General features: G+C 68.9%; 24 protein-coding genes and 1 pseudogene. 11 read left to right on the top strand and 14 right to left on the bottom strand.

The window, feature by feature from the left end:
- Positions 1-5: 5 nt before the first annotated feature.
- From GPX89_RS01450 to GPX89_RS01435, 4 genes are all read right to left on the bottom strand, one after another.
- Positions 6-413 carry a hypothetical protein gene (locus GPX89_RS01450; RefSeq protein ID WP_157354681.1) on the bottom strand — a complete coding sequence of 136 codons (408 nt, stop codon included), beginning with the start codon at positions 411-413 and terminating at the stop codon, positions 6-8.
- A 102-nt stretch (positions 414-515) separates the two neighbouring features.
- Positions 516-1991 (bottom strand): flavin-containing monooxygenase, encoded by a 1476-nt coding sequence (locus GPX89_RS01445; RefSeq protein WP_157354680.1) that lies wholly within the window; start codon positions 1989-1991, stop codon positions 516-518.
- Between the two features lie 45 nt (positions 1992-2036).
- Entirely contained in the window at positions 2037-4229 is a 2193-nt protein-coding gene (locus GPX89_RS01440; protein WP_328601409.1) for an MMPL family transporter, read from the bottom strand.
- 2 nt (positions 4230-4231) lie between these two features.
- Positions 4232-5617 (bottom strand): cytochrome P450, encoded by a 1386-nt coding sequence (locus GPX89_RS01435; RefSeq protein ID WP_157354679.1) that lies wholly within the window; start codon positions 5615-5617, stop codon positions 4232-4234.
- Between GPX89_RS01435 and GPX89_RS46160 the strand changes: the two genes are divergently transcribed.
- The 5 genes from GPX89_RS46160 (at position 5577) to GPX89_RS01415 (ending at position 10693) form a co-directional block, all read left to right on the top strand.
- Complete coding sequence (locus GPX89_RS46160) at positions 5577-5906, top strand: hypothetical protein (protein ID WP_407939301.1); 330 nt, start codon at positions 5577-5579, stop codon at positions 5904-5906. The genes GPX89_RS01435 and GPX89_RS46160 overlap by 41 nt on opposite strands.
- A 101-nt stretch (positions 5907-6007) precedes the next feature.
- A complete protein-coding gene (locus GPX89_RS44205; RefSeq protein WP_157354678.1) occupies positions 6008-7048 on the top strand; it encodes a 3-oxoacyl-ACP synthase III family protein in 1041 nt (346 codons plus the stop codon).
- The gene (locus GPX89_RS01425) at positions 7045-7965 is read left to right on the top strand and encodes a beta-ketoacyl-[acyl-carrier-protein] synthase family protein (RefSeq protein WP_157354677.1); all 921 of its coding nucleotides are present in this window, start codon (positions 7045-7047) and stop codon (positions 7963-7965) included. The genes GPX89_RS44205 and GPX89_RS01425 overlap by 4 nt, the downstream gene beginning before the upstream one ends.
- Positions 7962-9674 (top strand): fatty acid CoA ligase family protein, encoded by a 1713-nt coding sequence (locus tag GPX89_RS01420; protein WP_157354676.1) that lies wholly within the window; start codon positions 7962-7964, stop codon positions 9672-9674. Before GPX89_RS01425 ends, GPX89_RS01420 begins: the two co-directional genes overlap by 4 nt.
- Positions 9671-10693 carry an NAD-dependent epimerase/dehydratase family protein gene (locus tag GPX89_RS01415; protein WP_157354675.1) on the top strand — a complete coding sequence of 341 codons (1023 nt, stop codon included), beginning with the start codon at positions 9671-9673 and terminating at the stop codon, positions 10691-10693. Before GPX89_RS01420 ends, GPX89_RS01415 begins: the two co-directional genes overlap by 4 nt.
- Before the next feature lie 82 nt (positions 10694-10775).
- Here GPX89_RS01415 and GPX89_RS01410 read toward each other — a convergent pair whose 3' ends face one another.
- Positions 10776-12185: a wax ester/triacylglycerol synthase family O-acyltransferase gene (locus GPX89_RS01410; protein ID WP_157354674.1), complete on the bottom strand. Its 1410-nt coding sequence runs from the start codon at positions 12183-12185 to the stop codon at positions 10776-10778.
- The gene (locus tag GPX89_RS01405; protein ID WP_157354673.1) at positions 12182-13510 is read right to left on the bottom strand and encodes a cytochrome P450; all 1329 of its coding nucleotides are present in this window, start codon (positions 13508-13510) and stop codon (positions 12182-12184) included. The genes GPX89_RS01410 and GPX89_RS01405 overlap by 4 nt, the downstream gene beginning before the upstream one ends.
- A 272-nt stretch (positions 13511-13782) precedes the next feature.
- On the opposite strand from GPX89_RS01405, the gene GPX89_RS01400 reads away from it, so the two are divergent.
- Complete coding sequence (locus GPX89_RS01400; protein WP_157354672.1) at positions 13783-15048, top strand: PucR family transcriptional regulator; 1266 nt, start codon at positions 13783-13785, stop codon at positions 15046-15048.
- A gap of 16 nt (positions 15049-15064) precedes the next feature.
- Here the strand turns inward: GPX89_RS01400 and GPX89_RS01395 are convergent, their stop codons facing one another.
- The gene (locus GPX89_RS01395) at positions 15065-16138 is read right to left on the bottom strand and encodes a YeiH family protein (protein WP_157354671.1); all 1074 of its coding nucleotides are present in this window, start codon (positions 16136-16138) and stop codon (positions 15065-15067) included.
- A gap of 102 nt (positions 16139-16240) precedes the next feature.
- Between GPX89_RS01395 and GPX89_RS01390 the strand changes: the two genes are divergently transcribed.
- Complete coding sequence (locus GPX89_RS01390) at positions 16241-17137, top strand: LysR family transcriptional regulator (protein ID WP_157354670.1); 897 nt, start codon at positions 16241-16243, stop codon at positions 17135-17137.
- A 75-nt stretch (positions 17138-17212) separates the two neighbouring features.
- On the opposite strand, the pseudogene ftsH reads toward GPX89_RS01390, so the two are convergent.
- Together ftsH and GPX89_RS01380 are read right to left on the bottom strand one after the other, a co-directional pair.
- Positions 17213-19072: pseudogene (ftsH, locus tag GPX89_RS01385) on the bottom strand (ATP-dependent zinc metalloprotease FtsH); the annotation flags it as partial.
- 103 nt (positions 19073-19175) lie between these two features.
- A complete protein-coding gene (locus GPX89_RS01380; protein WP_157354669.1) occupies positions 19176-19526 on the bottom strand; it encodes a DoxX family protein in 351 nt (116 codons plus the stop codon).
- Positions 19527-19638: 112 nt separating this feature from the next.
- Between GPX89_RS01380 and GPX89_RS01375 the strand changes: the two genes are divergently transcribed.
- Positions 19639-20535 carry a LysR family transcriptional regulator gene (locus GPX89_RS01375; RefSeq protein WP_157354668.1) on the top strand — a complete coding sequence of 299 codons (897 nt, stop codon included), beginning with the start codon at positions 19639-19641 and terminating at the stop codon, positions 20533-20535.
- Between the two features lie 10 nt (positions 20536-20545).
- Here the strand turns inward: GPX89_RS01375 and GPX89_RS01370 are convergent, their stop codons facing one another.
- The 3 genes from GPX89_RS01370 to GPX89_RS01360 form a co-directional block, all read right to left on the bottom strand.
- Positions 20546-21415 carry an SGNH/GDSL hydrolase family protein gene (locus GPX89_RS01370; RefSeq protein WP_157354667.1) on the bottom strand — a complete coding sequence of 290 codons (870 nt, stop codon included), beginning with the start codon at positions 21413-21415 and terminating at the stop codon, positions 20546-20548.
- Positions 21416-21504: 89 nt separating this feature from the next.
- Entirely contained in the window at positions 21505-22323 is an 819-nt protein-coding gene (locus GPX89_RS01365) for an acyl-CoA thioesterase domain-containing protein (protein WP_328601408.1), read from the bottom strand.
- A 64-nt stretch (positions 22324-22387) separates the two neighbouring features.
- Positions 22388-22762: a cupin domain-containing protein gene (locus GPX89_RS01360; protein ID WP_157354666.1), complete on the bottom strand. Its 375-nt coding sequence runs from the start codon at positions 22760-22762 to the stop codon at positions 22388-22390.
- A 78-nt stretch (positions 22763-22840) separates the two neighbouring features.
- On the opposite strand from GPX89_RS01360, the gene GPX89_RS01355 reads away from it, so the two are divergent.
- Positions 22841-23287 carry a MarR family winged helix-turn-helix transcriptional regulator gene (locus GPX89_RS01355; protein WP_157354665.1) on the top strand — a complete coding sequence of 149 codons (447 nt, stop codon included), beginning with the start codon at positions 22841-22843 and terminating at the stop codon, positions 23285-23287.
- A 24-nt stretch (positions 23288-23311) separates the two neighbouring features.
- Here GPX89_RS01355 and GPX89_RS01350 read toward each other — a convergent pair whose 3' ends face one another.
- Complete coding sequence (locus GPX89_RS01350; RefSeq protein WP_157354664.1) at positions 23312-24169, bottom strand: GNAT family N-acetyltransferase; 858 nt, start codon at positions 24167-24169, stop codon at positions 23312-23314.
- A gap of 27 nt (positions 24170-24196) precedes the next feature.
- The gene (locus GPX89_RS01345; protein WP_157354663.1) at positions 24197-24586 is read right to left on the bottom strand and encodes a VOC family protein; all 390 of its coding nucleotides are present in this window, start codon (positions 24584-24586) and stop codon (positions 24197-24199) included.
- Positions 24587-24699: 113 nt separating this feature from the next.
- Here GPX89_RS01345 and GPX89_RS01340 point away from each other — a divergent pair, with 113 nt between their 5' ends.
- Positions 24700-25014, top strand: a complete 315-nt coding sequence (locus GPX89_RS01340) for a hypothetical protein (RefSeq protein ID WP_157354662.1) — start codon at positions 24700-24702, stop codon at positions 25012-25014.
- A gap of 48 nt (positions 25015-25062) precedes the next feature.
- Positions 25063-26094 (top strand): crotonase/enoyl-CoA hydratase family protein, encoded by a 1032-nt coding sequence (locus GPX89_RS01335; protein WP_328601407.1) that lies wholly within the window; start codon positions 25063-25065, stop codon positions 26092-26094.
- Positions 26095-26102: the final 8 nt, after the last annotated feature.

The following is a 26102-nucleotide window of genomic DNA, read 5'->3' as shown; positions in this document are numbered from 1 at the left end:
CCGCCCTATCGATTTCGCGGTTCGCGCCCTTGCCGCCGGGCCTCCGACCGGACCAGCGGTACGCGCCGGCGACGCCGACGCCCCGGCTCCGGGGCCCGCCGCGGCCGCCCGTACCGCAGCAACTCCATGAGCAGATCCTCCGCGGCCCGGCACCGCCGCAGATCAACCCACAACCGCCACACCACCTCCGGATCCCCGCGCTCCACCACGTTCACCCGGACCGGCAGCACATACCCCGCGATCCCCGCATCCGTCAGTGCGAAGAGCACCCGGTAGTACTGCGCCTCGGTCAGATCGGCGAGTATCACCCAAGCCTGCGCGTCCAACCCGTTGGAGACTCCCCGCGCGGCAACCCAGTGCCGCCCGACCCGCACCCCGGACCACGGATCGGGTATCTCACGCGCCGCTGTCATCGCACCCTGCCGCATCGATCACGGAACCCACCTCGTACATCACCTCGATCCTACGGGCAGGAGTCGACCGCGAACCGGTGAGAAAGCGGTGGCGAGGACGGTTCAGCCGTGGTGCCAGTCCTCGAGGCGGAGGTGGCGGCGGTCGCGGCGGAGGGTCCAGGTGCCGCCCGGATAGGTGAGGGTGTTGGTGCCGGAGGGATCGACGAAGTAGCTGGTGCAGCCGCCAGTGGACCAGATCCGGGTGCTCAGGAGGGTGCGGGCGCGGGCGACCCAGGCGCGTTCGGCCGAGCGGGTAGGGGTGTAGCGGGGGATGCCGTGGGCGCGCATGTGGGCGATGGTGCGGGCGATCAGACGGGCGGTGGGTTCGATGGCCAGGAATTGGGAGGTGTGCGGGAGGGCGGTGTTGGGGCCGGTGACCGCGAAGAGGTTGGGCAGGCCGGCGAAGGCGATGCCGCGGTAGGCGGTGAACCCGTCCTCGGTGAATTTCCTTCGGGTGGACATGGTTTCGGTGCGGAAGTCGGGGAAGTGCGCTATCGAGTCCTGAACGTGGAAGCCGGTGGCCCACACGATGGCGTCGACCTCGTGGTGGACGCCGTCGGCGGTGCGCAGTCCGGTGGGGGTGATCTCGATGATCTTCTCGGTGACCAGGTCGACGGCGGGGCGGGCGAAGGCGGCGTAGTACTCGTCGGACACCATCGGGCGTTTGCAGCCGAAGCGGTAGTCGGGCACCAGCTTTCGACGCGTCTCGGGGTCCGGCACCTGATGGTTCAAGGCGGCCAGGCAGATTCGCTCGTAGAGACGCACCAGGGCGGGGTGGAATTCGGCGAAGTGCAGCGCCTCGAGGAAGGTGAACACGAAGCCGCGGGCGGCGAGTCGCAGCGGCGGGATCCGGCGGAACAGGGTCCGCATCGCGGGCGGGATGGGGCGATCGCCACGCGGCAGCACCCAGGCGGCGGTGCGCTGGAACGACACCACCGAGGCGGCGGTGCGCGCCAGCGCGGGCACGATCTGCACGGCGCTGGCACCGGAACCGACCACGGCGATGCGCTTGCCCGCGGGTTCGAAGTCCCGATCCCAGGTGCTCGAATGCATTTGCGGACCGGTGAATTCGGTGCGGCCGGGAATATCGGGGATGGCCGCTGTGTGCAGCGAGAAATACCCCATGACGACCGCACGCGCCCGCACCGTCCGGCCGTCGCCGAGCCGGATCACCCATTCGGCCGCGGCCTCGTCGAAATCAGCCTCGGCCACTTCGCTTTTCAGTCGTATATGCCGCCGCAGGTCGAAGCGATCCACCACCGACTCGGTGTAGGCGCGCAGCTCGGGCTGGGGTGCGTAGAGCCGCGTCCACTCCGGATTCGGCGCGAACGAGTACGAATACAGCACCGAGGGCACGTCGACCGCGCATCCGGGATAGACATTGTCCCGCCAGGTGCCCCCGATGGCGTCGGCGCGCTCGAGCATGACGAAGTTGTCCACGCCGAGGCGGCGCAGATTGATCGCCACCCCCAGACCGCTGAATCCGGTGCCGATGATGGCGACGTCGAAACGGTCTGGGCCGGAGGGAGTCTCGGACATGCGGGCACCTCGGTTCGGGATCGGGTAGGGGTGGACGGTGAAGGCTCAGGACGGAACGACTGCCACTTCGGCCGGTGCGGAGCCGCTTTCGCGCAGCCCGAACCTGGAGTGCACGCGGCGCAGCGGCCGCGGAGCCCACCAGGTCCACCGCCCGCCCAGTCGCAGCGTCGCCGGGAGCAGGAAGCCGCGCACGACGGTGGCGTCGGCCAGCACCGCCAGCGGCAGCCCGATGCCGAACGCCTTCATGAAGGTGATGTCGGAGGCCAGGAAGCCCAGGAACACGATGGAGATGAGCACGGCGGCGGCGGTGACGATGCGGCCGATCCGCTCCAGCCCGATCGCCACCGACGCCGTGGCGTCCCCGGTGTTCTCGTACTCCTCGCGTATGCGCGACAGCAGGAAGACCTGATAGTCCATGGCCAGACCGAAGGCGACGGCGAACAGCATGACCGGCACCACCGCCGACAGGTCGCCGGTGGGTGTGAACCCGAGCAACCCGGACAGCCTGCCCTCCTGGAAGATCCACACCAGTGCGCCGAAGGTCGCGGTCAGGCTCAGCGCGCTCAATACGATCGCCAGCACCGGCACCAGCACGCTGCCGGTCAGCAGGAACAGCAGCAGCCCCATGGCGATCACCACGAAGCCGAGCGCGTAGGGAGCGCGCGCGGTCAGCACGTGGATGGCATCCATATTGGCCGCGTCCACTCCCCCGACCAGCGCCCGCGACGGTGCCGGGGTGGCGCGGACGGCGCGGATGACGGCGTCCACCGCGCGCCGGTCCGTCGTGGCGGGAACCACGGAAAGGTAAGCGGCATCGTCGGTTTCGAACCGCTGATGGGCGGCGGTGGCCGGGATCGCGAGCGCGCCCTTGACGTAGCTGCCCGTCGCGGTATCCACGCGAGCGACATCGTCGAGCGACGACAGCGCCGCGGCGTATTCGGCGACCCCGCGCTTGCCGTCCGGCAGCACCACGAACAGTCCGCTGAGTTCGGCGGCATCGAAATCGCGTTGGACCGTCTCGGCCACCTGCCGCGCGGACGAACCGGCGGGCATGGACCGATAGTCCGGGAAGCCGGGGTGGAAGCGCAGGAACGGCGTTCCCAGCGCGAGCAGCAGGGCCACGGTGACGACGGCGACCGGAATCGGCCGCCGCATCACCATCATCGCGAGCCGATGCCAGAGACCCTGGTCCAGCGCGCGGGAATCGCTGCCGGACAACCGCTTCCGGCCGATCCGGAACCGGTCGATGCGATCGCCCGCCACCAGCAGGGTCGCGGGCAGGACGGTCAGCGAGACCGCCGCGGCGGTGAACGCCACGGCGATACCGGCGTACCCGATCGATCGCACCGCCAGCAGCGGGAAGATCAGCATGGACGACAGCGCGACGGCCACGGTCAGCGCGGAGAACGCCACGGTCCGCCCCGCGGACCCCATGGTCGCGATGAGCGCCGCACGCGGATCGGCGGCCGTGACGAGTTCCTCGCGATACCGGTTCACGATCAGCAGGCTGTAGTCGATGGCCAGCCCCAGCCCGAGCAGCGACGCCACATTCGTTGCGGTGGAGGATAATTCGGTGAACTCGGCAACCAGCCACAGCACACCCATGGTGAGCATGGTGGTGACGGTTCCGGTGACGAGCGGCAGCGCCGCGCCCACCACGGTCCCGAAGACCACGAGCAGCGCGATCAGGGTCAGCGGAAACGCCACGCCCTCACCGGCGGCGACATCCTTCTGCCCCTGCCGCACGGTTTCGTGCATCATCATGGCGTACCCGCCGACCCGGACCTCGATCCCGTCGTGCGTCCCGCCGAATTCCGGTGCCAGCTCAGCGATCCGGCGGTCGACCCGTGTCTCGTCGCCCATGATCGTGCCGACGATGAGACCCTGGCGGCCGCTCTTGTCGCGCAGCGCGGGCAGCTGCCCCGAGGTCCAGTAGGACATCACCCCGGTGATATCGGGCTCGGCCTGCAGCCGCTGCACGAGTCCCGTTGCGGTGCGCGCGGATTCGGCATCATCGACGGTCTTGCCGGTGTCCACCAGCAGCACCAGGTTCGGCGCGCCCTGCCCGAAGTGGTCGCGCAGCGCATCGGCCGCCGCGCTGGATTCGGCACTCGGGTCGAAGTATCCACCGCCCTGCAGCTTGCCGAACAGCGTGGTGCTCGCCGACCCGGCGAGCACCGCCAGCACGGCGGCGACGATCAATACCGCGCGATGCCTGCGCACTACGAATCGCACCACGGTCAGCGCGCCTCCGCCCGCATGAGCAGCTTCTCCGGATGCACCAGCGCGCCGATCACGGTCTCCCGCACCGGAATACCCGGCACCGGCCGCAGCCGCCAGTGCGCGCTGAGGGTGGCCACCTGCAGGGCGATCTCGGTGAGCGCGAACACGTTTCCGGGGCATTGCCGCGCACCCATGCCGAACGGGATGTGCGCGCCCTTGGACATGTCGGCCATCCGCTCGGGCAGCCACCTGTCGGGATCGAAGCGCTGCGGGTCGGGGTGGATGGCGGGGTCGCGGTGCACCGCCACGGGGCAGACGAAAAGCATGCTGCCACCCGGAATCTCGACACCGCCGAGGGTGTACGGGGTGGGCACGTGCCGGACCGTCAGCCACGGCGAGTACTTGCGCAACGTCTCGAGCACAATGCGTTTGGTGACCTCGAGCTCGGCCAGGTCGCCGAACTCCGCGGCCCGCGCCGGTCCGTCCGCGCGCAGCACGGCGTCCACCTCGGCGTGCAGCGCGGCCTCCACCTCGGGATTCTGCCCGAGCTCGTGGAACACCCAGGCCAAGGTGGCCCCGATGGCCTCGGTGCCGCCGACCAGGAAGTTGATCAGCTCGTCGTGCACCTGGGAGTCGGTGAGCGCACCGCCGGATTCGTCGCGGGCCTTGAGCAGCGTGTCGAGCAGGTCGCCGTGATCGAGGTCCGGATCCGCCGCGAGCTCGGCGCGGTAGGCGGCGATGATGGCGCCGGTGGCCGCCTTCATCTGCACCACCAGCCGGTCGAACCGGCGATTGCCGGGCAGCGGCAGCCGGTCGATCCAGGCGGGCCGGGTGACGCGGCGCGAGAGCAGGGTCATGACGGGGGGCAGCAGCCGGTGGATGTGTTCGGCTGTCTCGGAACCGAGCTCGCCGGTGAACAGCGATCCCGCCACGGTGCGCAATGCCAGGTCGTGCATCTGCTCGTTGACCGCGAGGAAATCACCGTTGCGCCAGGACGCGGCGCGCTCGGCCCCGAGCCGGGTCATGACCGCCGCGTAGCGCGCGATCCGCGACTTCGCGAAGGCGGGCGCGATCATGCGCCGTTCGCGCCGATGCCGCTGACCCTGCAGCACGGTCACGCCCTCGCCCAGCAGCGCCTCGGCGCGTTCGATCATCAAACCCTGATCCGACAGCGCCACGAACGCCTCGCGGACCAGCTCCGGGTCGGTGACGACATAGGTGTCGTAGCCGGGAATCCGCACGCGCACAACCGGTCCCACCGCCGCGAGCGTGGACAGGAATCGGTACGGGCGGCGGCCGAAGCGCGGCCAGTGGCCGAGCAGCGGGATCGCGCCGGGCGCGGTAGGGGCGGCGTGGGAGACGGTGCGGTGTGCGATCGGCGTGACGGTGGCGGTGGAGGTCATCGCGAAGGTGCTCCAAATCTGGCGGGCGGATCGCGCGACGACGCGCGGACTCGAGGTGATTGCGGGCGATGGCCCGATCATCGATTGCCGGAAGGGTGCCGGTTTCGGCCAGAGTAACCAGGAATTCCTTTCCCTCGCAACCGGACTCCCGACTTTGTCTCCGAAGCCAAAAAGCATTGTCGCCATTGGTTTTCCGGGAGCAGTGGCATTCGATATGACACGGCCCGCGGGTGACTTCTGTCGCTCCCGGGACCGGGTTTCCTTGACACCGTATGGAACTCGTCTCTAGCGTCCGTGGAATCCGAACCGAGCCACTGTTCGCCTCGGTGGATTCACAGGGACGGCCACTCGCCAGTTCCATCCATCCCATTACGATCGGGAGTCACGATTGTGAGTGCCGCACGCCTCAGTGCGCTGGGAGCCGCTCTCCCCCAGCGCGAATACACCACGGATGAAGTACTGGCCCGAATGTCGAGCGGCGGGCAATTCGAGGTCGAGCGGATCACCGGAATCCGCACCCGGCGCATGGTCGACCGGTCGGCGGGCGAGGACAGCCTCTCCCTCGGCGTCCGCGCCGCGCGCGACTGCCTGGCGCGCTCGCGCTACGAGGCCACCGACATCGATGTGATCATCAGCGCCGGCACCACCGTGCACGACGGGTTCCACATGGTGTTCGAACCCGCCGCCGCCCACGCGATCGCCCGCGGAATCGGCGCGGACAATGCCACGGGCTACGACGTCGTCAATGCCTGCGGCGGCACCATGACCGCGATCTACCTGCTGGAGAACATGATTCGCGCAGGACTGGTGCGCACCGGCATGGTGGTCACCGCCGAGATCATCTCCCCGGTCACCGAGGGCGCGCTCGCCGAGGCGAAGGACGTGCGCGATCTGCAGTTCCCCGCGCTCACCCTGGCCGACGCCGCCGTCGCGGTGATCGTGGACCGCGCCGAGGACGAGCACGACCGCATCCACTACGTGGACATGATCACTTGCGCCGAGTTCTCCCCGCTGTGTATCGCCAAGCCCAGCGACGCCTCCGAGAACATGATCATGCTCACCGACAATATGACCATGCAGGCGGCCCCGCGCCGGGAAACCTGGGCGAAACTGCACCGCGACCGGCTCGTCAAGCGCGGCACCACCTTCGCCGAGGAGAAGTTCGATTTCATCGTCTTCCATCAGCTCGGGGTGGCCTTCACCGAGAAGCTCGCCGAATCCGGCGCGAAGATCCACGAGGCGGAAATGCCGCCGCGGCTGGCGACCGTGCACAAATACGCGAATACCGGTGCCAGCACGCATTTCCTCGCGATATACGACTACATATCGCGGGGCGAAATACCGAAGGGTTCCAAGATCTGCGTGGTGCCGACCGCCTCCGGAATGATCTTCGGCGTCATGTCGGCCACTCTCGATTCTCTGGTGGGATGAACATGTCCGTTGTCATCGAACAATCCGCGATCAGCGCCGCCCCGGCCACCGCGGGATCCATCGACCATGCCGTGGCCGCGGGCCGGGAATGCCTGGAGCGGGCCGGAATCGCGCCCGCCGATATCGATGTGCTGGTGAATGTCGGCGTCTACCGCGACGGCAACGTGGTCGAGCCCGCGAACTCCGCGCTCATCCAGCTCGGGCTGGACATGCACCTGGACTACGAGGCGGGCTCGGGCCGCTCCACCTTCTCGTTCGACCTGCGCAATGGCGCGTGCGGGGTGCTCAACGCCGTGCAGGCGGCGACCGCGCTGCTGGCCAATGGCACCGCGCAGCGGGTGCTGGTGGTCGGCAGTGACGCGCACCCGGGCGGAATCGCCCACCGGCCCGACGATTTCCGGTACGCGACCGTCGGCTCGGCCTGGTTGTTGAGCAAGGGCGTGGATCGGGAGACGGGATTCGGCCCGTTGCGGATTTCCCCGGTGCGCGGCCGGGCGGCGGGCACGAATCCCGGTGTCGCCGGATACCTCGACCTGAAGGCCATGGGAAATGCTGGGCAGCGCACGATTACGGTCGATCTCGCACCGGATTTCGCCACCGTGATCACGGCGACGGCGGCCGATACGCTGCGCGGCTACCTGGCCGATCAGCCCGAAATCGACACGAGCAGAACCGTTCTGGTCACCAACAACCCGGTGCCCGGGCTGGCGGACGGCCTCGCGGCGGACTTCGGATTCGCCCGCGGCTATCAGGCCATGACCGGTGACCGCGACGCCGGCAGCTCGGGCCTGGCCGTCGCCTACCACCAGCTCCGGGAGCAGGGCGCGCTGACGCCCGGCACCGAACTGGTGTTCCTGGCGGCGGGTTCGGGTCCGATGGCCGCGTGCGTGCGCTACCGGGTGGACGGGGACGCGTGAACCCGCTATTCGACGACCCGGATCTGTTGCTGGCGCGCCAGATCGAGAAATACGCGGGTCTGCCCGCGGTCAGCTATCCGACCCGGCCGCCGGGCGGCGGAGGCAGCGTCGGCGCGGCCTTCGACGCACTGACCTTCGCCGACCTGGGCGAGCGGATCGACGCCTACGCGCGATCGTTCACCGAGATCGGAATCACCGAGGGCATCAAGACGATCGTCATGGTCCGGCCCGATCCGGACCTGTTCGCGGTGATCTTCGCGCTGTTCCGGGTCGGCGCGGTGCCGGTGGTGGTGGACCCGGGCATGGGCGTGAATCGCATGCTGCACTGTTTCCGCAGTGTCGGCGCGCAGGCGTTCATCGGGGTTCCCGAGGCCCATCTGATCCGGATCGCCGCTCGCCGCACCTTCCGCTCGGTGCGCGTGCACGTCACGGCGGGCGCTCGCTCCTATTGGGGCGGTCACACATTGGTGCAGCTGGCCGACCGCGGCCGGGCGGGCGAGCCGGTCGCGGTCACCCACGCGCCCGAGGATCTGCTGATGATCGCGTTCACCACCGGCAGCACGGGGCCCGCCAAGGGAGTGGAGTTCACCCGCGCGGGCTTCGCGGCCTCGCTGCGGGTGGTCACCGATCTGCACGATCGCGCCGACGGTTTCGTCTCGCTGGCGACGGTGCCGCTGTTCGGCCTGTTCGATCTGCTGCAGGGCGCGCACGTGGTGCTCGGGCCGGTGGATCCGGTGAAGGTGTCGCAGGCCGATCCCGCACTGCTGGTCGAGGTGGCCCGCGCCTTCCGGATCACCGATCTGACCGCCTCGCCCGCCCTGCTGGGTCCGCTCGGCGCTTATCTGGGCCGCACCGGAATCGAGCTGCCCGCACTCACCACGGTGATCTCGATGGGTGCGCCCGCGAACCTGGAGGCGCTGGCCGCGGTGCGCGGCGCCCTCGGTGCGCGGGCCCGGGTCTTCACCACCTACGGTGCGACCGAGGCATTGCCGCTGACCACCCTCGAATGGTCCGAGCTCGACGCGCTGCGGGAACGCACCGTGGACGGGGCGGGCACCTGTGTGGGACGACCGCTGCCGGAGACCGACAGCGACACCCGGGTACGCATCATTCGCATCACCGATGACGAAATCCCGTTCTGGACCGACGATCTGGAGGTCGCTCCGGGCGAGATCGGTGAGATCGCCGCCACCGGAGCGCAGGTCAGTCAGCGCTACCACGGCAACCCGGCCGCCGACGCCCGCGCCAAGATCGACGAACGGCTCCCGGACGGCACCCTGCGCCGCTGGCACCGCATCGGCGACCTCGCCTGGCGCGACAGCGACGGCCGACTGTGGTTCTGCGGCCGCATCTCCCAGCGAGTGCGCACCGCCGCCGGGGACCTGTTCACCGTGCAGTGCGAGCAGATCTTCAACACCCACCCCGATGTCCACCGCAGCGCGCTGGTCGGCGTCGGCCGCGCCGGTGCGCAGGTACCGGTGCTCTGCTACGAGACCCACGCGGGCGTCGACCGCGGCCAAGGCCCCCGGATCGAGCGAGAGTTGCGGCAGCTGGCCGAATCCCACGAGATCACCGCCCCGATCCGGACCTTCCTGCGCCACGACGGCTTCCCGGTCGACATCCGGCACAACGCCAAGATCGGCCGCGAAGCGCTGTCCGAATGGGCGGCCGCCCGGCTCGGCTACGACAAGGAAGGAAACCAGCGATGAAGGTCCTCGTCACCGGCGGCACCGGGTTCCTCGGCAGCCACATCGTCGACCAGGCCCTGGCCGCGGGCGACCAGGTGCGTGTGCTCGCCCGCCCCACCGCCGATCTCGGCTATCTGCGCTCGCTGCCCGAGGTGGAGATCGCACACGGCGATCTCGGCGACCCGGAGTCGCTCGCCGCCGCCTGCAAAGGGGTCGACGTCGTGCACCACAGTGCCGGGCGGGTGGCCGAGACCGGCCATCGGGACCAGTTCTGGGAGGCCAATGTCGAGGGCACCCGGCGACTGATGGATGCCGCGCGCAAGGCCGGCACCGGACGTTTCGTCTTCGTCAGCAGCCCGAGCGTGGCCACCGAATACGATCGCGACCGATTCGGCGTCGATGAGTCCGAACCCTATGTGCGCAACCCCAAGAGCTACTACGTCGAGACCAAGGCGATCGCCGAGCGCGAGGTCCTGGCCGCGAACGGGCCCGACTTCACCACCTGCGCCCTGCGTCCCCGCATGATCTGGGGACCGCGCTCCGGTGGCTGGATGACGCTGCTGCTGAACAAGATTCGTTCCGGCCGTCTGCCCGACCTGTCGGGCGGCAAGCCGGTGCTGGTCTCGATCACCTACTGCGAGCACGCCGCGCGCGCCTGCGTGCAGGCCTCGCGCTCGGACGCGGTGGCGGGCAAGCCCTACTTCCTGGCCGACGGCGAGGACGTCGATCTGTGGGGCTTCGCCCGCGACCTGGCGACCGCGTTCGACCTGACGCCGCCGACCCGGACCATTCCGAAACCGGTGCTGGACGGCGTCATCGCGGTCTTCGACACCATCTGGAAGATCCCCGGCCTGCAGTCGCGCGTCGCTCCCCCGCTGTCCAGCTGGACGGTCGCGGCGCTGACGGTGTCGAACACCTACGACACCGGCGCGGCCCGGCGCGATTTCGGCTATGCCCCCACGGTTTCCCTGCGGGACGGGCTGGATCGCTATGTGGCGTGGGTGGAATCGATCGGCGGGCTCTCCGCACTCCCGGCCTGATTCCCCCGCTATCCTGGTCGGCTCGCCAGGACACGACAATGCTCCCGGCCCCGAAAGGGACCGGGAGCATTGTTGTCTCGTCTCACCCCGCCGACGGCAGGGCGCGTTCCTCGGCGGGCAACAGCAGCGCGGTCAGCTCGTCGAGCGCGGCGTCCAGCCCCTCGGTCAGGTACTCCATCGACGGCAGCTTGTCGGCCGCGCCGAGCACGCCGAAGTGCAGCGCGTCGAGGTAACCCACACAGGTGACATTGAACGGGTTGCCGTGCATGAGCAACGAGATCGGGTACAGCGACTCGAGCCGGGCACCGTTCCAGTACAACGGATTTCGCGGACCGGGCACATTGGAGATGCCCATCGGATGCGAGGCCGGGGTGGTGGCGCGCCCCCAGGTCAGGCCCATGATCCACGGCAGGGTGACGGCCAGCCCGTAGCCGATGACGGTGTTGGCCGGAAGACCCGCCATCTCCTGCTTCGCGGCGCGGATGGCCGCACGGACCGCGGCCAGACGCTCGGCCGGATCGGCGATATCGGTCGCCAGCGCGGTGAACATCATGCCCGCGCGGGTGCCCACCCGGTCGTCGTCGCCTTCCCGAAGATCCACGGGGACACCGGCGGTGAGCGTGCGGTCGGGGAGTTCGGCATGCTCGCTCAGGTATTCGCGCAGCGCCGTGCCCACCAGGTACAGCACGATGTCGTTGATGGTGCAGTCCGCGGCCTTGGCCAGTCGCTTGAACCGGCCCAGGTCATAGCGGCGCAGCGACAGGTCCCGGCGGCCGGTGATCGGGCCGTCGAAGATGGAGGCGGGCTGCTGGTAGGCCCGCTGTGCCGGTGTGCGTCCGCGGGCCCGGCGCAGTGCGTCACGACCGGCCGCACCGATACCGCGCACCAGTTCGAGCACACCGCGCAGCGTCGCCAGCAGGGTCCGTAACCGACCGGCGGACCGAACCTGCTGCGGCGCATCGGGATTCGCACGGCCGACCGTGAACAGATTCGGGGTGTCCCGGTCGGCCGGATCCGTCGAGAACGTATCGATGAACAGCCGCATCAGCGACGCGCCGTCGAACAGGCTGTGATGCACCTTGAGAATGAGCGCGAAGCGGTCCGCCGCCAGCCCCTCGACCAGGTGGATCTCCCACTGCGGCCGAGTCGGATCGAGCTGTTCGCGGTGGATGCGGGCGGCCAGCTCGACGAGTTCGCGGCGGTCGCCGGTCCGATTGAGCTGCCAGGTCCGGATGTGGTCGGCCGGGTCGACCTCGGCGGCCTCGCGCATGAGGGCGACCAGGCGGGTCAGCGGACCGCCGACCGGCACCAGATTCCACGGCTGCGGCACCGCGATCGGCGCGACGACCTGCGCGCGCCAGCGCCGGACGAAGCGGGCCGCATCCCCGTCCGGGGCGGTGAACTCCATCAGGAATGCGACATGCATGGGCATATCGGGTGATTCGAGGGACAGCCAGACGCCGTCGGTGGCTGACAGTCGCTTGATCGTCATGCGCGATCCCTTCTCGTGATATCGAGCCGCATGCCGGTCGGGATGACGGCGAAATGGAAACGGTCACCGGGAGGTTCGGCCTTCGCGGGCAGCGCGATGTCGAAATCGCGGCACACCATGCCGGTGACGCTCTTGATCTCCAGCATGGCCAGGCCGCGACCCGGGCAGAAGCGCGGACCGGAGCCGAAGGGGGTGGAGGTGTCGGGCCGATGGTTGCCGGGACCGGAGTTCAGCCAGCGATCCGGATCGAAAGTGTTTGGGTCACTGAAGTTCTCCTCCTGGTGACCGGCGTGCTGAACATTGACTATCACCCAGGTCCCGGCCGGGATCCGCACCCCGGCGATGGTCCGGTCGGCGACCGCCTCCATGCCGAGCAGCGGCGTGGTGGGCTGCAGCCGCATGGATTCCGCCGCGACCGCCTCCAGATAGGGCTGCCGCTCCAGCACCGACGGAATTTCGGCGACCTCCTCCCGAATCCGCTGCTGCACTTCGGGTTTACCGGCCAGGTGGTAGAGCAGCCAGGCCATGGCATTGCTGGTGGTGTCCTGACCGGCGATGAGGATGGTGAGCGCCTCGGCGAACAGCTCGTCGTCGGTGAACGAACCGCGGCCGTCCTGGGCCAGCAGCAGCGCCTCGATGAAATTCGTCGGCCGCTCGGGCAGATTCACGCGGGCGCGGGCGATGACGGCGGTGAGATCCTGACGCAGGGCCGCCAGGGCCCGTTCCAGGGCCCGGTCGTCGGGGAGCTTCAGATACCGCCAATACGGGAGCGGCATACTCAGGCGGCGATTCAGAATGGGGAAGATCAGTTCCAGATGGCGCTGGATCACATCGCCGGATTGTTCGATGGTGTTGATGTCGTAGTCGAAGGTCAGTTTGGCGGTGACATCGACTGTGTAGCGGGTCAATTCGGCCCGCACGTCCTCCGGGGGCGTGCGTTCCCAGCGTTGCCGCAGCCGTTCGGTGATGGCCTCCAGGGTGGGCTGGAAACCACGCAGGTGGGTCGCGTTGAAGGCGGGCATGGCCAGTTTGCGCCGTCGCCGCCACGCCTCGCCTTCCAGGGAGAACAGGCCGTTGGAGCCCATCTCGTCCATGACCGACTCGATGGCGGACTGACGCCGGAAGCCGCCGGGCCGGTCGCGCAGGATCTCTTTGTTGAGTTCGGGATCGCTGACCACCACGATCCGGCGGCCGGGCATGCCGAGCCGGTAGAGCGCCCCGTATTCGTCTGCCCAGGAGTCGAATTGGCGATGCAGCAGGGAGGGTGTCAATTGCGGGAGATTTCCGACCAGGGGCCAGCCTTTGGGCCCCGGGAGTTCGTCCACTGACACCATTCGAGAAGTCGAGAGGGACACTACAGGAGCTTAACCGTGAATTGACTCGAATGCGAAAGATGAAGAACGGCTTTGTATTCGGAGACAATTCACGAAGTGTGATTCAGTTTCGGGAAACAAATCTATTCCGGACCGGGTGAAAGTGGCCACACCCCATAGCAAGCAACCGTTTGGTGTCACGGCGACCAGGGATGATGCTGTGCCGATTGGTATTTCGCACACATTCCTTGGTGCTCGAGTCTGTTCTTGGTAACAATCGGCAGATGCTCGCCCTCGTTCCCGCACTGGGTGATGACTCGCCCATTCTGGCCCGCCTGATGCCACGGCTACCGGAGATTGCCGCCGGCGTCTTCGAAGCCGCGCTGAACGCGGTGCCCGGCCTCGAGAATCTGCCCGAGGACCATTTCGCCGACGTCATGCCGAGCCTGCTCGCTGGCGCGGTGGCGTTCATCCGGGCCATCGAGGAACGGCGCGGAATCACCACCGAGGAGGTCTCGGAGTACGTCGTACCGGTGGTGGAACGGCACGCCGAGGACCGAATTCCCTTGCGCCAGCTCATGACCGGCCTGTTCGGCGGCGCCCGCTACCTCTGGGACGAGATCGCCGCGGCCGCGCAGCCGCACGAGTTGCCCGATGTCGTGGCGGTCGGCCGCGGGATGCTCGAGGCGCTCATGCACATCACCATCACCATCTCCGAGGTGCACTCCGACGTCGAACAGTCCATCTACACGGTCGAACGCGAGGCGCGCCGGGCCCTGTGCTCGGCCCTGCTACGCGGCGCTCCGGTCGAGGAACTGGCCGCGCGCGCCGATACCGCGCTGGCCGAGCGCTACGACGTCCTCACTTTCCACCTGCGCCCAGACCCCCTGATCCTGGTGGCCGACACCATGGTCACCCGCCGCCGTATCCGGCAGTTCCAGCAGGCCCTCGACGCCCTGCTCGGCACGACGGTCCTCAACACCTTCGACGGCTCGAACGGAATCGCCCTGCTGCCCAGCCGATCTCGTCCGCTCACCGAGATCGGCGAGGGCCCCTTCAAGCGCTTGGCGGCGAGCCTGGCCGACCAGTTCGGCGTCGACGTCTTCGTCGCCGAATGCCCGGGCATCCCGCGCGCCGACCTGCCCGCCGCCGCGCGGCAGAGCACCGACCTCGCCGAACTCGCGCGCCTGCTCGGCCGCCCCACCGGCGTCTACCGCCTCGACGACCTACTGCTCGAATACCAGCTCACCCGCCCCGGCCCCGCCCGCGATCGCCTCGCCGAACGCATCGCCCCGATCCTGCACCACCCCCACCTCTTCGAAACCCTCGACGCTCACATCCGCCACGGCTCCGCCGACCGCAAGGCCGCCGCCGCGGTAGTCCACGTCCACCCCAACACCTTCAGCTACCGCCTCCGCCGCGTCGCCGAACTCACCGGCCTGGATCCCAGCGACCCCAACGACTCCCGGCTGCTCGCCGCCGCCCTCACCATCCACCACCTCTACCCGACTCCCGCCGTGCCGGAGTCCGATGACGAGGCGGTCATGTGAGACGACGGCGATCCGTTCAGGCGGCCAATACCGCACCGGCCAAGGCGATTCCGCTCACCCACACGGTGGACAGGGCGGCCAGGATCAGCGGGCGCGGGCCGACCCGGCGGAGCGCGGCGATCCGCACCCCGGTGCCGAGCGCGAACATGGCGGCGGTGAGCAGGCCGGTCTGGAGCAGCTTCGCGGGGCCGAGGATCGAGGTGGGCAGAATCCCGGTGGTGCGCAGGGCCGCACAGACCAGGAACGCGATCACGAACAGCGGAATCAGCGGGGCGTTGCGGACTCCCGTGCCGGACGGGTCGCGCCGGCGGGCCTGCCAGCCGACGATCGCCAGCACCGGGGCGAGCAGCACCACGCGGGCGAGCTTGACGATGACGGCGACGGTCAGTGCGGCCCCGCCGAGCGCGCCACCGGTCGCGACGACCTGAGCCACCTCGTGGACCGCGCCACCGGCCCAGAGGCCGCTGGTGCGGGCATCGAGCCCGAACATGCTGGACAGCATGGGAATTACGCCGATGAGCAGGGTTCCGAACACCACGACCAAGGCGATCGTGGTCACCAGCTCCTCGTCCTCGGCGTCGATCACACCGTCGACGGCCGCAGCGGCAGCCGCGCCGCAAATGGAGAACCCACAGGCGATCAGCAGGCGCTGGGTCCAGGTCAGGCCGAGCATGCGGCCCATCAGCATGGTGCCGCCGATGCCGAGGGCGACGATCGCGATCACCACCGCGATGACGGCCGGGCCCAATCCGAGGATGTCACTGAAGGTCAGTTGCAGACCCAGCAGCGCGACGCCGATGCGCAGCAGCCGCTTGGACGAGAACTGCAGGCCCGGCTGCAAGCGCTGCGGCAGCGCCACGACGTTCGCGAGCACGGCTCCGACGACGATCGCGATCAGCAACGGGCTGACCGTCGGCACCCACCGGCTGATCAGCATGACCAGCACCACGACCACCGCCGTCAGACTCAGCCCGGGCCAGCACTCGCGCAGGTCGATGAAGGCCGCGGTGCGGTCGGTGGACGGCCGCGCGGGCGGCTCGGCGAAATCGTCCGCGTGCCCGGGGGCGGGCGGGGTGTCCAGGTGGGCCATGCAGCCCAGAGTGCCGGTGCCAGGCCCCTTCCGGAAGCCGCCATATCGACATCACCACATATCACTCTGATATGCGATGAGGGCTTCCCATATGATTCAGGCATGTCTGATGCCCGCCCCGACCTTGGACTTCTGGAATTGCTGGTCGCCATCGACGACAACGGCAGCTTGGGCGCGGCCGCACGGGCGGTGGGCATGGCGCAGCCCAACGCGAGCCGGGCGGTGCGGCAGTGGGAGCAGCGCGTCGGGCTGACCCTGATCGAGCGAAGTCCGCGCGGATCGACGCTGACCGCGGCGGGGACGGTGGTCGTGCACTGGGCGCGGGAGGTGCTCGCGGACGTGGACCGGTTGCTCGACGCCGCCGCCGCGCTGCGCACCGACCGCGACGCCGAACTGCGCATCTCCGCCAGCATGACCGTCGCCGAATGCCTGCTCCCGGCGTGGCTCGGCGACTTCCGGCGCGTCCACCCCGATATCAAAGTCCAACTGCAGGTGCGGAATTCACTGCAGGTGTTCGATCGGCTGCTGGCCGGGGAGTGCGATCTGGGCTTCGTCGAGAGCCCGTCGGTCCCCGACCGGCTGCACAGCGCGACGGTCGCCCACGATCGCCTGATCGTGGTCGTCGACCCCGCCCACCCGTGGACCCGCCGCCGGCGCCGGCTCACCATCGCCGAACTGGCCGCCACCCCGCTGCTGGTCCGCGAGCCCGGTTCCGGCACCCGCAGCACCGTCGACGTCGCCCTCGCCGAATTCCCGCGCGCCGAACCGCTTCTCGAACTCGGCAGCGCCGCCGCCATCCGCACCAGCGTCTCGAGCGGCGTCGGCCCCGCCGTCATGAGCACCCTCGCGGTCGCCGATCAACTCGACCGCGGCGAGCTGGTCGCCATCCCCGTCGAGGGCCTCGACCTGCCCCGCACCCTGCGCGCCGTGTGGCGGCCGCCCCGCAAATTGTCCGGCCCCGCGGGTCAATTGGTCTCCGAGATCGTTCGAAGGCGCTGAGCCGTCGCCCTGCCGCACCGGCGCGGTGCCGGCGCGATCGACCGGAACGGGCAGACCCATCAGCGCGTAAACCTCGGTCCCGTCGACGGTTTCATGCTCGAGCAGCAGCGTGACCAAGCGCCGCAAGGCATCCCGGTGGGACTCGACGAGGTCGACGGCCCGATGTTCGGCCTCCCGCAGCAGCCGCGACACCTCGGCGTCGATGGCCGCCTGGGTCGCCTCGGCGAAAGGGCGACTGGACAATTCGGCCCCGCCGCCGCCCAGGAACACCGACCCGCCCTGCGGGTAGCCGACCGGCCCGAGCGCGGCCGACAGGCCGAACTCCCGGACCATCTTGATGGCCAGCTCGGTGGCCTGGGCCAGATCATTGCCCGCGCCCGTCGACCCCTGACCGAACACGACCAGCTCGGCGGCCCGCCCGCCGAGGCGCACGGCCAGCGTGTCGGTCAGATACCCCTCGCTGTAGAGATGCCGTTCGACCAGCGGCAACTGCTCGGTGGTGCCCAGCGTCTGCCCGGCGGGCAGGATGGTGACCTTGGCGACCGGATCGGCGTGCGCGGACAGCGCGGCGACCAGCGCGTGCCCGCTCTCGTGCACCGCGACCGCGTACTTCTCTTCGGGCAGCAGCACATTGGAGCCCTCGCGCCGCCCCAGCAGGATCCGGTCGCGCGCCGCGTCGAAGTCCGCGGCCCGGATCACGGCGCGGTCGTCGCGGACAGCGCAGATCGCGGCCTCATTGGCGAGGTTGGCCAGATCGGCGCCGGAGAAGCCGGGCGTGCCGCGGGCGATCACCCGCAGGTCGACATCGGGGTCGAGGTGCTTGCCGCGGCAGTGCACCGCCAGCACCGAGGCCCGCTCGGCGAGGGTCGGCAGCGGGATGGTGACCTGCCGGTCGAACCGCCCGGGCCGCAGCAGCGCGGGGTCGAGCACCTCGGGCCGGTTGGTGGCCGCCAGGACGACGATCCCGACGGCGGGATCGAATCCGTCCATCTCGGAAAGGAGTTGGTTGAGGGTCTGCTCGCGTTCGTCATTGGACACCATCGCGTTCGAACCGCCCCGGCGCGATCCGATCGCGTCGATCTCGTCGACGAAGACGATGGCCGGGGCGCGCTTGCGGGCCTCGGCGAACAGGTCCCGCACCCGGGCCGCGCCGACCCCGACGAACATCTCCACGAAGCTGGAACCGGCCACCGACAGGAACGGCACGCCCGCTTCCCCGGCGACCGCGCGCGCCAGCAGCGTCTTCCCGGTGCCGGGCGGGCCGATCATCAGCACCCCGCGCGGTGCGACCGCCCCCGCGCGCCGATAGCGCTCGGGCGCACGCAGGAAATCGACCACCTCGGTGATCTCCGCCTTCGCGCCGGTGTAACCCGCGACATCGGCGAAGGTCGTGCCGGGCCGTTCGGTGTCGAACACCTTGGCCTTGGACTTGCCCACCCCCATGGTGCTGCTCAATTGACTCGCCGCACCGCGTCCCGCGCGCTGCAGCCACCAGAACAGCAGCACGAACGGCGCGATGATCAATCCCCAGGACAGCAGCTGTGATCCGACCGAGGAACCGCTCGACGGCGGCGACGCCTTCACCGCGACACCGGCCTTCTCGAGCCGATCCAGCAGTCCGGAACCGGCCTGGGCGGGAACGACCGTGTTGTAGTCGCGGCCGTCGGTCAACGTGCCCGACGCCTGTCCCGACGACTCGAGGGTGATGGTCTTGATCTGATGGGAGTCGACGTCGGAGAGGAACTCGCTGTAGCTCAGGCCCACCGAGCTCGGCGTCGAGGTGTGCACGCCCGGCCACCAGATCGACACGACCAGCAGCACGACCAGCGTGGCGAACGGGAACAGCCATATCCGCCACGACAACCGCCGCGGTGGCGGCGGTGTCGGTGTCCGCGCCGGCTGATTGCCCGGCGGCGTGGCGACCTGTCTGCTCATCCTTGCCTCCCACCGACGTCTTGCTCTCACCTTGTCGGGGCGGCGGGTCCCGGAATAGAGAAAACCGGCCGTGCGGCTCGGGGTACGAAGTCCTCGAACCGGTCTAGCGCGCGACGACGAACACCAGGCTGGCCACGGCGAAGACGAAGTACGTCGCCGGGAAGGCGATGTTGTGGAAGACCCGGGCGCGGACGTGGACGATCAGCGCCGCGGCGAAGTACAGGACCAGGCCGAGGGTGGCGGCGATGCCGATCGGGCGGAAACCCAGCAGACCGGCCAGGACACCGAGTGCTCCGGCGGCCTTCAGGACACCCGCGAGCGGGATCCAGGATCGGGGAAAGCTCACCTCGGCGGAATTGGCCAGCACGAAATCGGCACGGGCGAAATCGGCCATGGCCATCGCACCGTTGATGGCGATGGTGACGACGGCGACGGCCAGGTAGGCGGGATACATTCGCGGCTCCGGTCAGGCTCGGTGGTGAATCATCGTGGCGGGCACTGCAACTGCTTCGAGCCTGGTCGAGCGCCGAGACCGCGTCCAATACCTGCATCTATAACCTGATGGCATGGATGTGGACACGCGGCTGTTGCGCTACTTCGCCGCCGTCGCGGAGGAAGGGAATCTCAGCCGCGCCGCCGAGCGGCTGTTCGTGTCGCAGCCGGCGCTGACCAAGCAGATCAAGCAGCTGGAGAATCAGCTCGGGGTGCGGCTGTTCACCCGGTCGAAAGCCGGTATGGCGCTGACCGACCCGGGCCGGGCCCTTGCCGCCCGCGTACCGGGCGTGCTCGGCGGCTGGGACGACGCGCTGGCCGAGACCCGGAGCGCCGCGAGCCGGGCCGCGCGCATCCTGCGGGTCGGCTACGTCGCCAGCGCCGCCAACGAGGCTACGCAACCGATCATCGCCGAGTTCGCCGCGCGCAGGCCCGACTGGCGGGTCGAGATGCGTCAGGCCCCGGCCTGGTCCAACCCGACCGCGGGCCTGATCGACGGCGAGGTCGATATCGCCCTGCTGCGCTTGCCTTTTCCCGGCCAGGAACACCTGCGGGTCGAGTGCCTGCTGACCGAGCCGCGCTGGATCGCGCTGCCCGCCACCCACCCGCTCGCGGCCCGCGAGACGATCGAGTTCCGCGAGCTCTGGGACGAACCCTTCGTGGCCGCCCCGCCGGAAACCGGGGCGTGGCGGGACTATTGGCTGGCGGCCGACGAACGCGAGGGCCATCCGATCCGCATCGGCGCGGTCGCCGACCGCACCGACGACTGGCTCAATGCCATCGCCAATGGTTACGGAATCGCCCTCGCCCCGGAATCGTCGACTCGCTTCTTCGCCCGGCCCGGCATCGTCTACCGCCCGCTCACCGGGGTGACCCCCACCCGGGTCGGCGTCGCCTGGCGTCCGGCGCAGGACGCCGACCCGGTCGTCGCGGATTTCCTCCGCAGCTGTCTCGCCCACCGAGAAGAGTGAGCGGCACGCCTCAGAGCGTGGTCTGCATCTTCTGGGCGGTGGCCGCGTGGCCGTACTGGTTCGGGTGGAACTTCGCGCCCGACCCGTTGTCGACGGAGGTGCCGTTGACCCAGCGGTCCGGGATCGCCTCGCACACATCGTGACCGGTGTAGATGTCGTAGGTGCTGAAGTAGGTGGTGCCGGGCTGGGAGCTCAGCATGGTGTTCAGGCCGCCGACGACGGTGTCGCGCGCCCAGTCGATATCGCCCGGCAGCAGGGGCTGACGTCCGGCGCAGAGAGACGCGTCGTCGGGCAGGATGTGCGGGTATCCGACCAGCACGACGCGGGCCTGCGGAGCCCGGGACTTGATGTCGGACACCAGTTTCGCGACCTTGGCCGAGGTCTGTGAGAGCCGCGACGGCATCGAGGCGTCGTATTTGTTCTTGCAGCCCAGCACCAGTTCGGCGCTGCCGCTGGCACTTCCGGTGCCCAGGTTCTGCAGGACCGCGCTGCCCGTCCCGGAGCCGGTGGCGATGGTTCCCGCCTTCACACAGTCGGTCACGATGTCGGTGAACCCGATGTCATTGCCGCCGATGCCCAGGGTGACCAGCGCGGTGTCGGCGGTGACCGCGGAGAGCTGCGTGCTGGTCACCGAGTCGGTCGTCGCGCCGCCGCAGGTGACATCGGTCAGGCTGTAGCCGCGGGCCGCCGCGAACAGGTGGGCGTAGTTGTGATCCGAGCGGGAGCAGGTCATATCGAGAATGGTGGGGATGCCGACGCCCGCCGCGTACGAATCCCCCAGCGCCACATACTTCGTGCCGTCGGCGTGGGCGGGTGCGATGCCGACCATGGTTGCGGCGGCGGCGATCGCAATAGTGGACAGGCAGTGCTTCAGTTTCACGACAGAGGTTTCCTCGTGGTCCGGCTCGGGCGAATAGCCCCAGACGGTACGAGAGAACCGGACAGCCAGTAGGTCAAGTGACCGAATCGTTACCGACCGGTAGGCTGCGGAATCGATCGCGCGGCGGCGAACTCGGCCATATCGATCTGACGCATCGCATTCGCCAGCGCGGTGATCGTGGTGGTACCCAGCGGGCCGGTGCGGTCATAGAGGACAGCGGTGGCGACCGCGATGCCATTCGCGGCGATGTGATCCTGCGCGAACACACCGATCTCGGGCCCCTCGGGGAGCCGGGCGAGGGTGAGGCTGACATCGGAGTTGATGAACCCGACCCCCTGGGTGCCCCAGTTGCAGACCAGATTGGTGGTGTCGCTGACGAACGCGGCACGTTCGAACGGGGTCATGGACCGCCCCTCGATCAGCGGCGGCAGGTGCTGCCACGCGGCCTTCCGGTAGGGATTGACCCCGGAAGCGAAATCGTGAGTCCAGTCCCGATTTCCGGACTTGAACAGCGGCGGGTTCGGACCGTCGAGCGGCCGATCGGGCACGGGCAGATCCCGGGCGGGCTGCCACACCTCGCCCGCCGGCTCGGCGGCCGTGGCCAGAAAGTGAACACTGGCGCGGACCCGGATCTCCTCGCCCTGCACGATCCACGCGTCGACCACCCGAATCCGGTTGCCGTCGCGGACCATCGAGCTGCGCAGTTCGATCGGCTCGTTGAGCACCGGACGGAAGAGGTCGACAGCGAAGCGCGCGGGCAGGAAACCGGGCCCGGGACTGTGGGTTTCCAGCTCGTGAGCCAGCAATCCACAGACGGCGGTGCCCGCCAGTTGCGACTGGGACCACGCGCTGACGGCCATGATGTCCGCGGTGTATCGGCCGTCCTCGTGCGTGAAGAACGCGACCACGCTGCCTCCCCTACCGTTCGATGATCTTTCCCAATTAGAACATGTTTCAGAAACCGCGCAGGGATCAGTTCACCCAGGGCGGGTTCACGACGGTGCCGTCGAGCAGTTCGCCGGTGAAACCGACCGGCGCGTTGACGATCACCTCGGCCTGGTCCGCGGACGGGTTGTCCAGCCGGATCACCGAACCGGCCGGAGCCACGGCCGCGTCACCGACCGTGAGCCGAGCCGATTCGCCGTCGATGGTCATGGTGATGCCGCCGCCCACGACGACGAACGCCTCCTCGCGGTTGACCCGGTGCGCGACGCCTTCGGTGCCGGGCGCGATCTCCAGCCGCCACAGGCACAATTCGCGGCTGCCGATGCTGGGACGGATCAACGGGGTGAATCGGGAGCCGTGCATTTCGTGGGACTGGGCGTCGGCGGCGTGGATGACTGGCATTACCTTCTCCTTTAGTCAATCAACTTGACTATATAGTCAAGCTTGTTGACTATCCTGTCAAGTGTCAAGATTCCAGGCATGCCCGGATACGCACAGGACCTGCCGCTACTGCTGCTCGCGGCCGCCGCCCAGGTGACCGACGCCATCCACAGCGGAACCGTGGCGGCCGGTTTCACCGATATCCGGCCCAGCCACGGCTTCGCCTTCGTGCGCATGGCCCCCGACGGCGCGACCGTCGTCGAGATCGCCGACCACCTGGGCGTCACCAAACAAGCCGCCAGCCAGCTCGTCGACGAACTCGTGAAAAAGGGCTACGCCCAACGCAACCCGCACCCCACCGACGCCCGGGCCAAACTCATCACCCTCACCGAACGCGGCTGGGCCTGCACCCGCGCGGCCGACGCCGCCATGGCCCGGTTCACCGAGCAGTGGGGGGCGACGCTCGGCCCACAGGCGGTGACGGACCTGCGCAACGCCCTCGCCCGGGTGGTGGTCCCGGGCCGGGTCCGCCCCTCGGCCTGGTGATTCGGCGGCGAATCCACCTGTCGCTCAGCCGAGTTCGAGCGTCGTCACCCCGAAGATCCGGTCACGGTGGTGTTCTCGGACCGGGCCGGTGTACATGCGGGCCGTCTCGAAACTGGGGCGCAGCCCCGCCTCCTCCATGAGCCGCACCGCCGCGTCATTGCAGAGCGGAACATCCACCGCCAGCGGCATTCCGGCCGCGTGCGCGGCGAGAGCCGCCAGCAGCTGACGAGCGTCCTCGGGACCGTCGGCGAACAGCGGGCCCACACGCAGCGAATCCCGGGCCGGGCGCAGCGTCGCGTAGCCGGTGACGGTGCCGCCGACAATGCGGGCGAAGGTCCGGTGGCCCGGCTCGGCCAGCCACGCGGACAGGAACTCCGGCCGATCCGCCGGCTGGCAAGCCGAGTCGTAGGGATGCAGCACGGCGAAATCCGTTGCGGCGAGCGCGGTCACCGAATCATCCGGCAGCGGCAGCCGGGGACTGCCCGTGAATCGCGCACTGCGATAGGCGAGTTCGAAGCCGCTGCGCCGATAGTTGTCCTGCTGATCGGGCACCCCGTCCAGCCCGACGACCCGATCCCCCGCGTGCTTCATCCCGGCTTCCCAGGTGGCCAGCCCGAACCCACGCCCCCGCAGATCCTCGCGCACGAGATAGAAACCCAGGAAGGCGAATTCGTCGCCGTAGTTGACCACCGACACCGCGGTGGCGGGCACCCCGTTCACCCGCCCCAGAAAGAACCCGTCCGGATCCTGCGCGAAGAACGCGGTGGTATCCCGGGCCCCCGGATTCCACCCCTCGGCGGCGGCCCACCCCACCACGGCGGACCATTCCGCCGGTGTGGCGCGGGCAATGACCAGATCATCGATACGCACGGCATCCGGCATGCGACCACGGTAGCCGCAAAAGCTCTGCTATTCCCGCAGATTCAGGCAGATGGGGTGGCCCTCGGGGTCCAGCACGATGCCCCACGGCAACTGGTTGTCCCAGTCCGGATTGAGGCCGGGCTGGAACTCGGGAATCGTCGCGCCGAGGGAAACGGCGAGATCGGTGGCCTGGTCGATGTCGGCCACGTTCAGGTCGAGGTGGACTCGTTTGGCCTGCGCCGGACTGTCGGGCCAGGGCGCGGCCGTGTGCCCTTCCACGAAACCGAAGCACAGCACCGACTTCCCGTCGGTGATCAGCGCATACCCGTCCTCGGAGTGCATGATTCGCCAGTCCAGCAGGGCGGCGTAGAACTCGGCGAGCCGGCGCGGATCGGCGGAGTCGATGGTGACGCAGCTGAGCGCGATCGGCGCGGTCAAGGCGGGGTCCCTTCGGTCGATGAAGCGTCCATCCAACTGCCCGAAAACCATAACCTGGCGCTCGGGTAGGGTCGGGCAAAGACATCGTCGACTAGCTGCGGGGTTGGAAAGATATGGCCGACTACGCGCACTCCGATCACGCCAGTCGCAGCCGGGAGGAAAAGGCCCGCCGACTGGCCGCCTACGCCTGGGCCCGCGGAATCACCGGCGACGAACTCCTGGAAATGCCCGCCGCGCAACGCCGGAAACTGGCCCGCGCCGCCGACACCAACCCGCCCAGCACCGAGGAAACCTGGCAGGTCGTCGCGGGTCTGCTCGCTGAGAAGGACGCCTGGGCCGCCCGCAACCCGACCCATCCCGCCGCCCGCCGGGAAAGCGCGGACGAGAAGATCCTCTGGGTGAAACCGCCGGTCAAACCCTGGGAGTAGCGGCCCGGACCCTTGACAGCAAGAAATGAACCGAGGTTCACTGCTTGAGTGTCTCCCGATTACGAGAACCATGCCGGTACGCGGCCGGCCGCCTGGCGCGATGATCTGACCGGCGGTGACGATTCGCTGTTCGCGGGGCGGCCCGAACCGGTGAACGAGTACACCGGGCGGACGCTGACCTATGAGGTGACCGGGCGGATCGCGCGGATCACGTTCAATCGGCCCGAGCGTGGGAATGCGATCACCGCCGATACACCGATCGAGCTGGCCGCGGCTGTCGAGCGGGCCGATCTGGATCCGCGGGTGCATGTGATGGTGGTCAGCGGGCGGGGCAAGGGGTTCTGCGGCGGGTACGACCTGTCGATCTTCGCGGAGAACAGCTTCGCCCCGGCCGAGGGTGCGCAGCCGACCGAGGGCACCGTACTCGATCCAGAGGTGCAGGCGCGCAATCACAATCCTTGGGGCACTTGGGATCCCATGGTCGACTACGCGATGATGTCGCGATTCAACCGCGGGTTCTCGAGCCTGCTGCACGCCAACAAGCCGACAGTGGCCAAGGTGCACGGGTTCGCCGTCGCGGGCGGCACCGATATCGCGCTGTTCGCCGATCAGATCATCTGCGCCGAGGACGCGCGCTTCGGTTACCCGCCCACCCGCACCTGGGGGATTCCGGCCGCGGGGATGTGGGCGCATCGGGTCGGTGATCAGCGGGCCAAGCGGCTGCTGTTCACCGGCGACAGTCTCAGCGGCAAACAGGCCGAGGAGTGGGGTCTCGCCATCGAGGCCCCGCCCGCCGACGAACTGGACGCGCGCACCGAGGAACTGCTGGAACGCATTTCACGAGTGCCGATCAACCAGCTGGTCATGGCGAAGCTGGCGCTCAACAGCGCGCTGCTCAACCAGGGCGTGCTGAACTCCGGCATGATCAGCACCGTGTTCGACGGCATCTCCCGGCACACCCGCGAGGGCTACGCGTTCCAATTGCGTTCGGCGACCGCCGGATTCAGAGAAGCGGTCCGCGAACGCGACGAGCCGTTCGGGGACTGGAAGCGCGCGCAGTTCGACCAGCCGAAGGACTGAGGCCCCCG

This window comes from Nocardia terrae (assembly GCF_009760405.1).
GTDB lineage: Bacteria > Actinomycetota > Actinomycetes > Mycobacteriales > Mycobacteriaceae > Nocardia > Nocardia terrae.
This window is presented reverse-complemented; position numbering and strand designations above follow the sequence as displayed.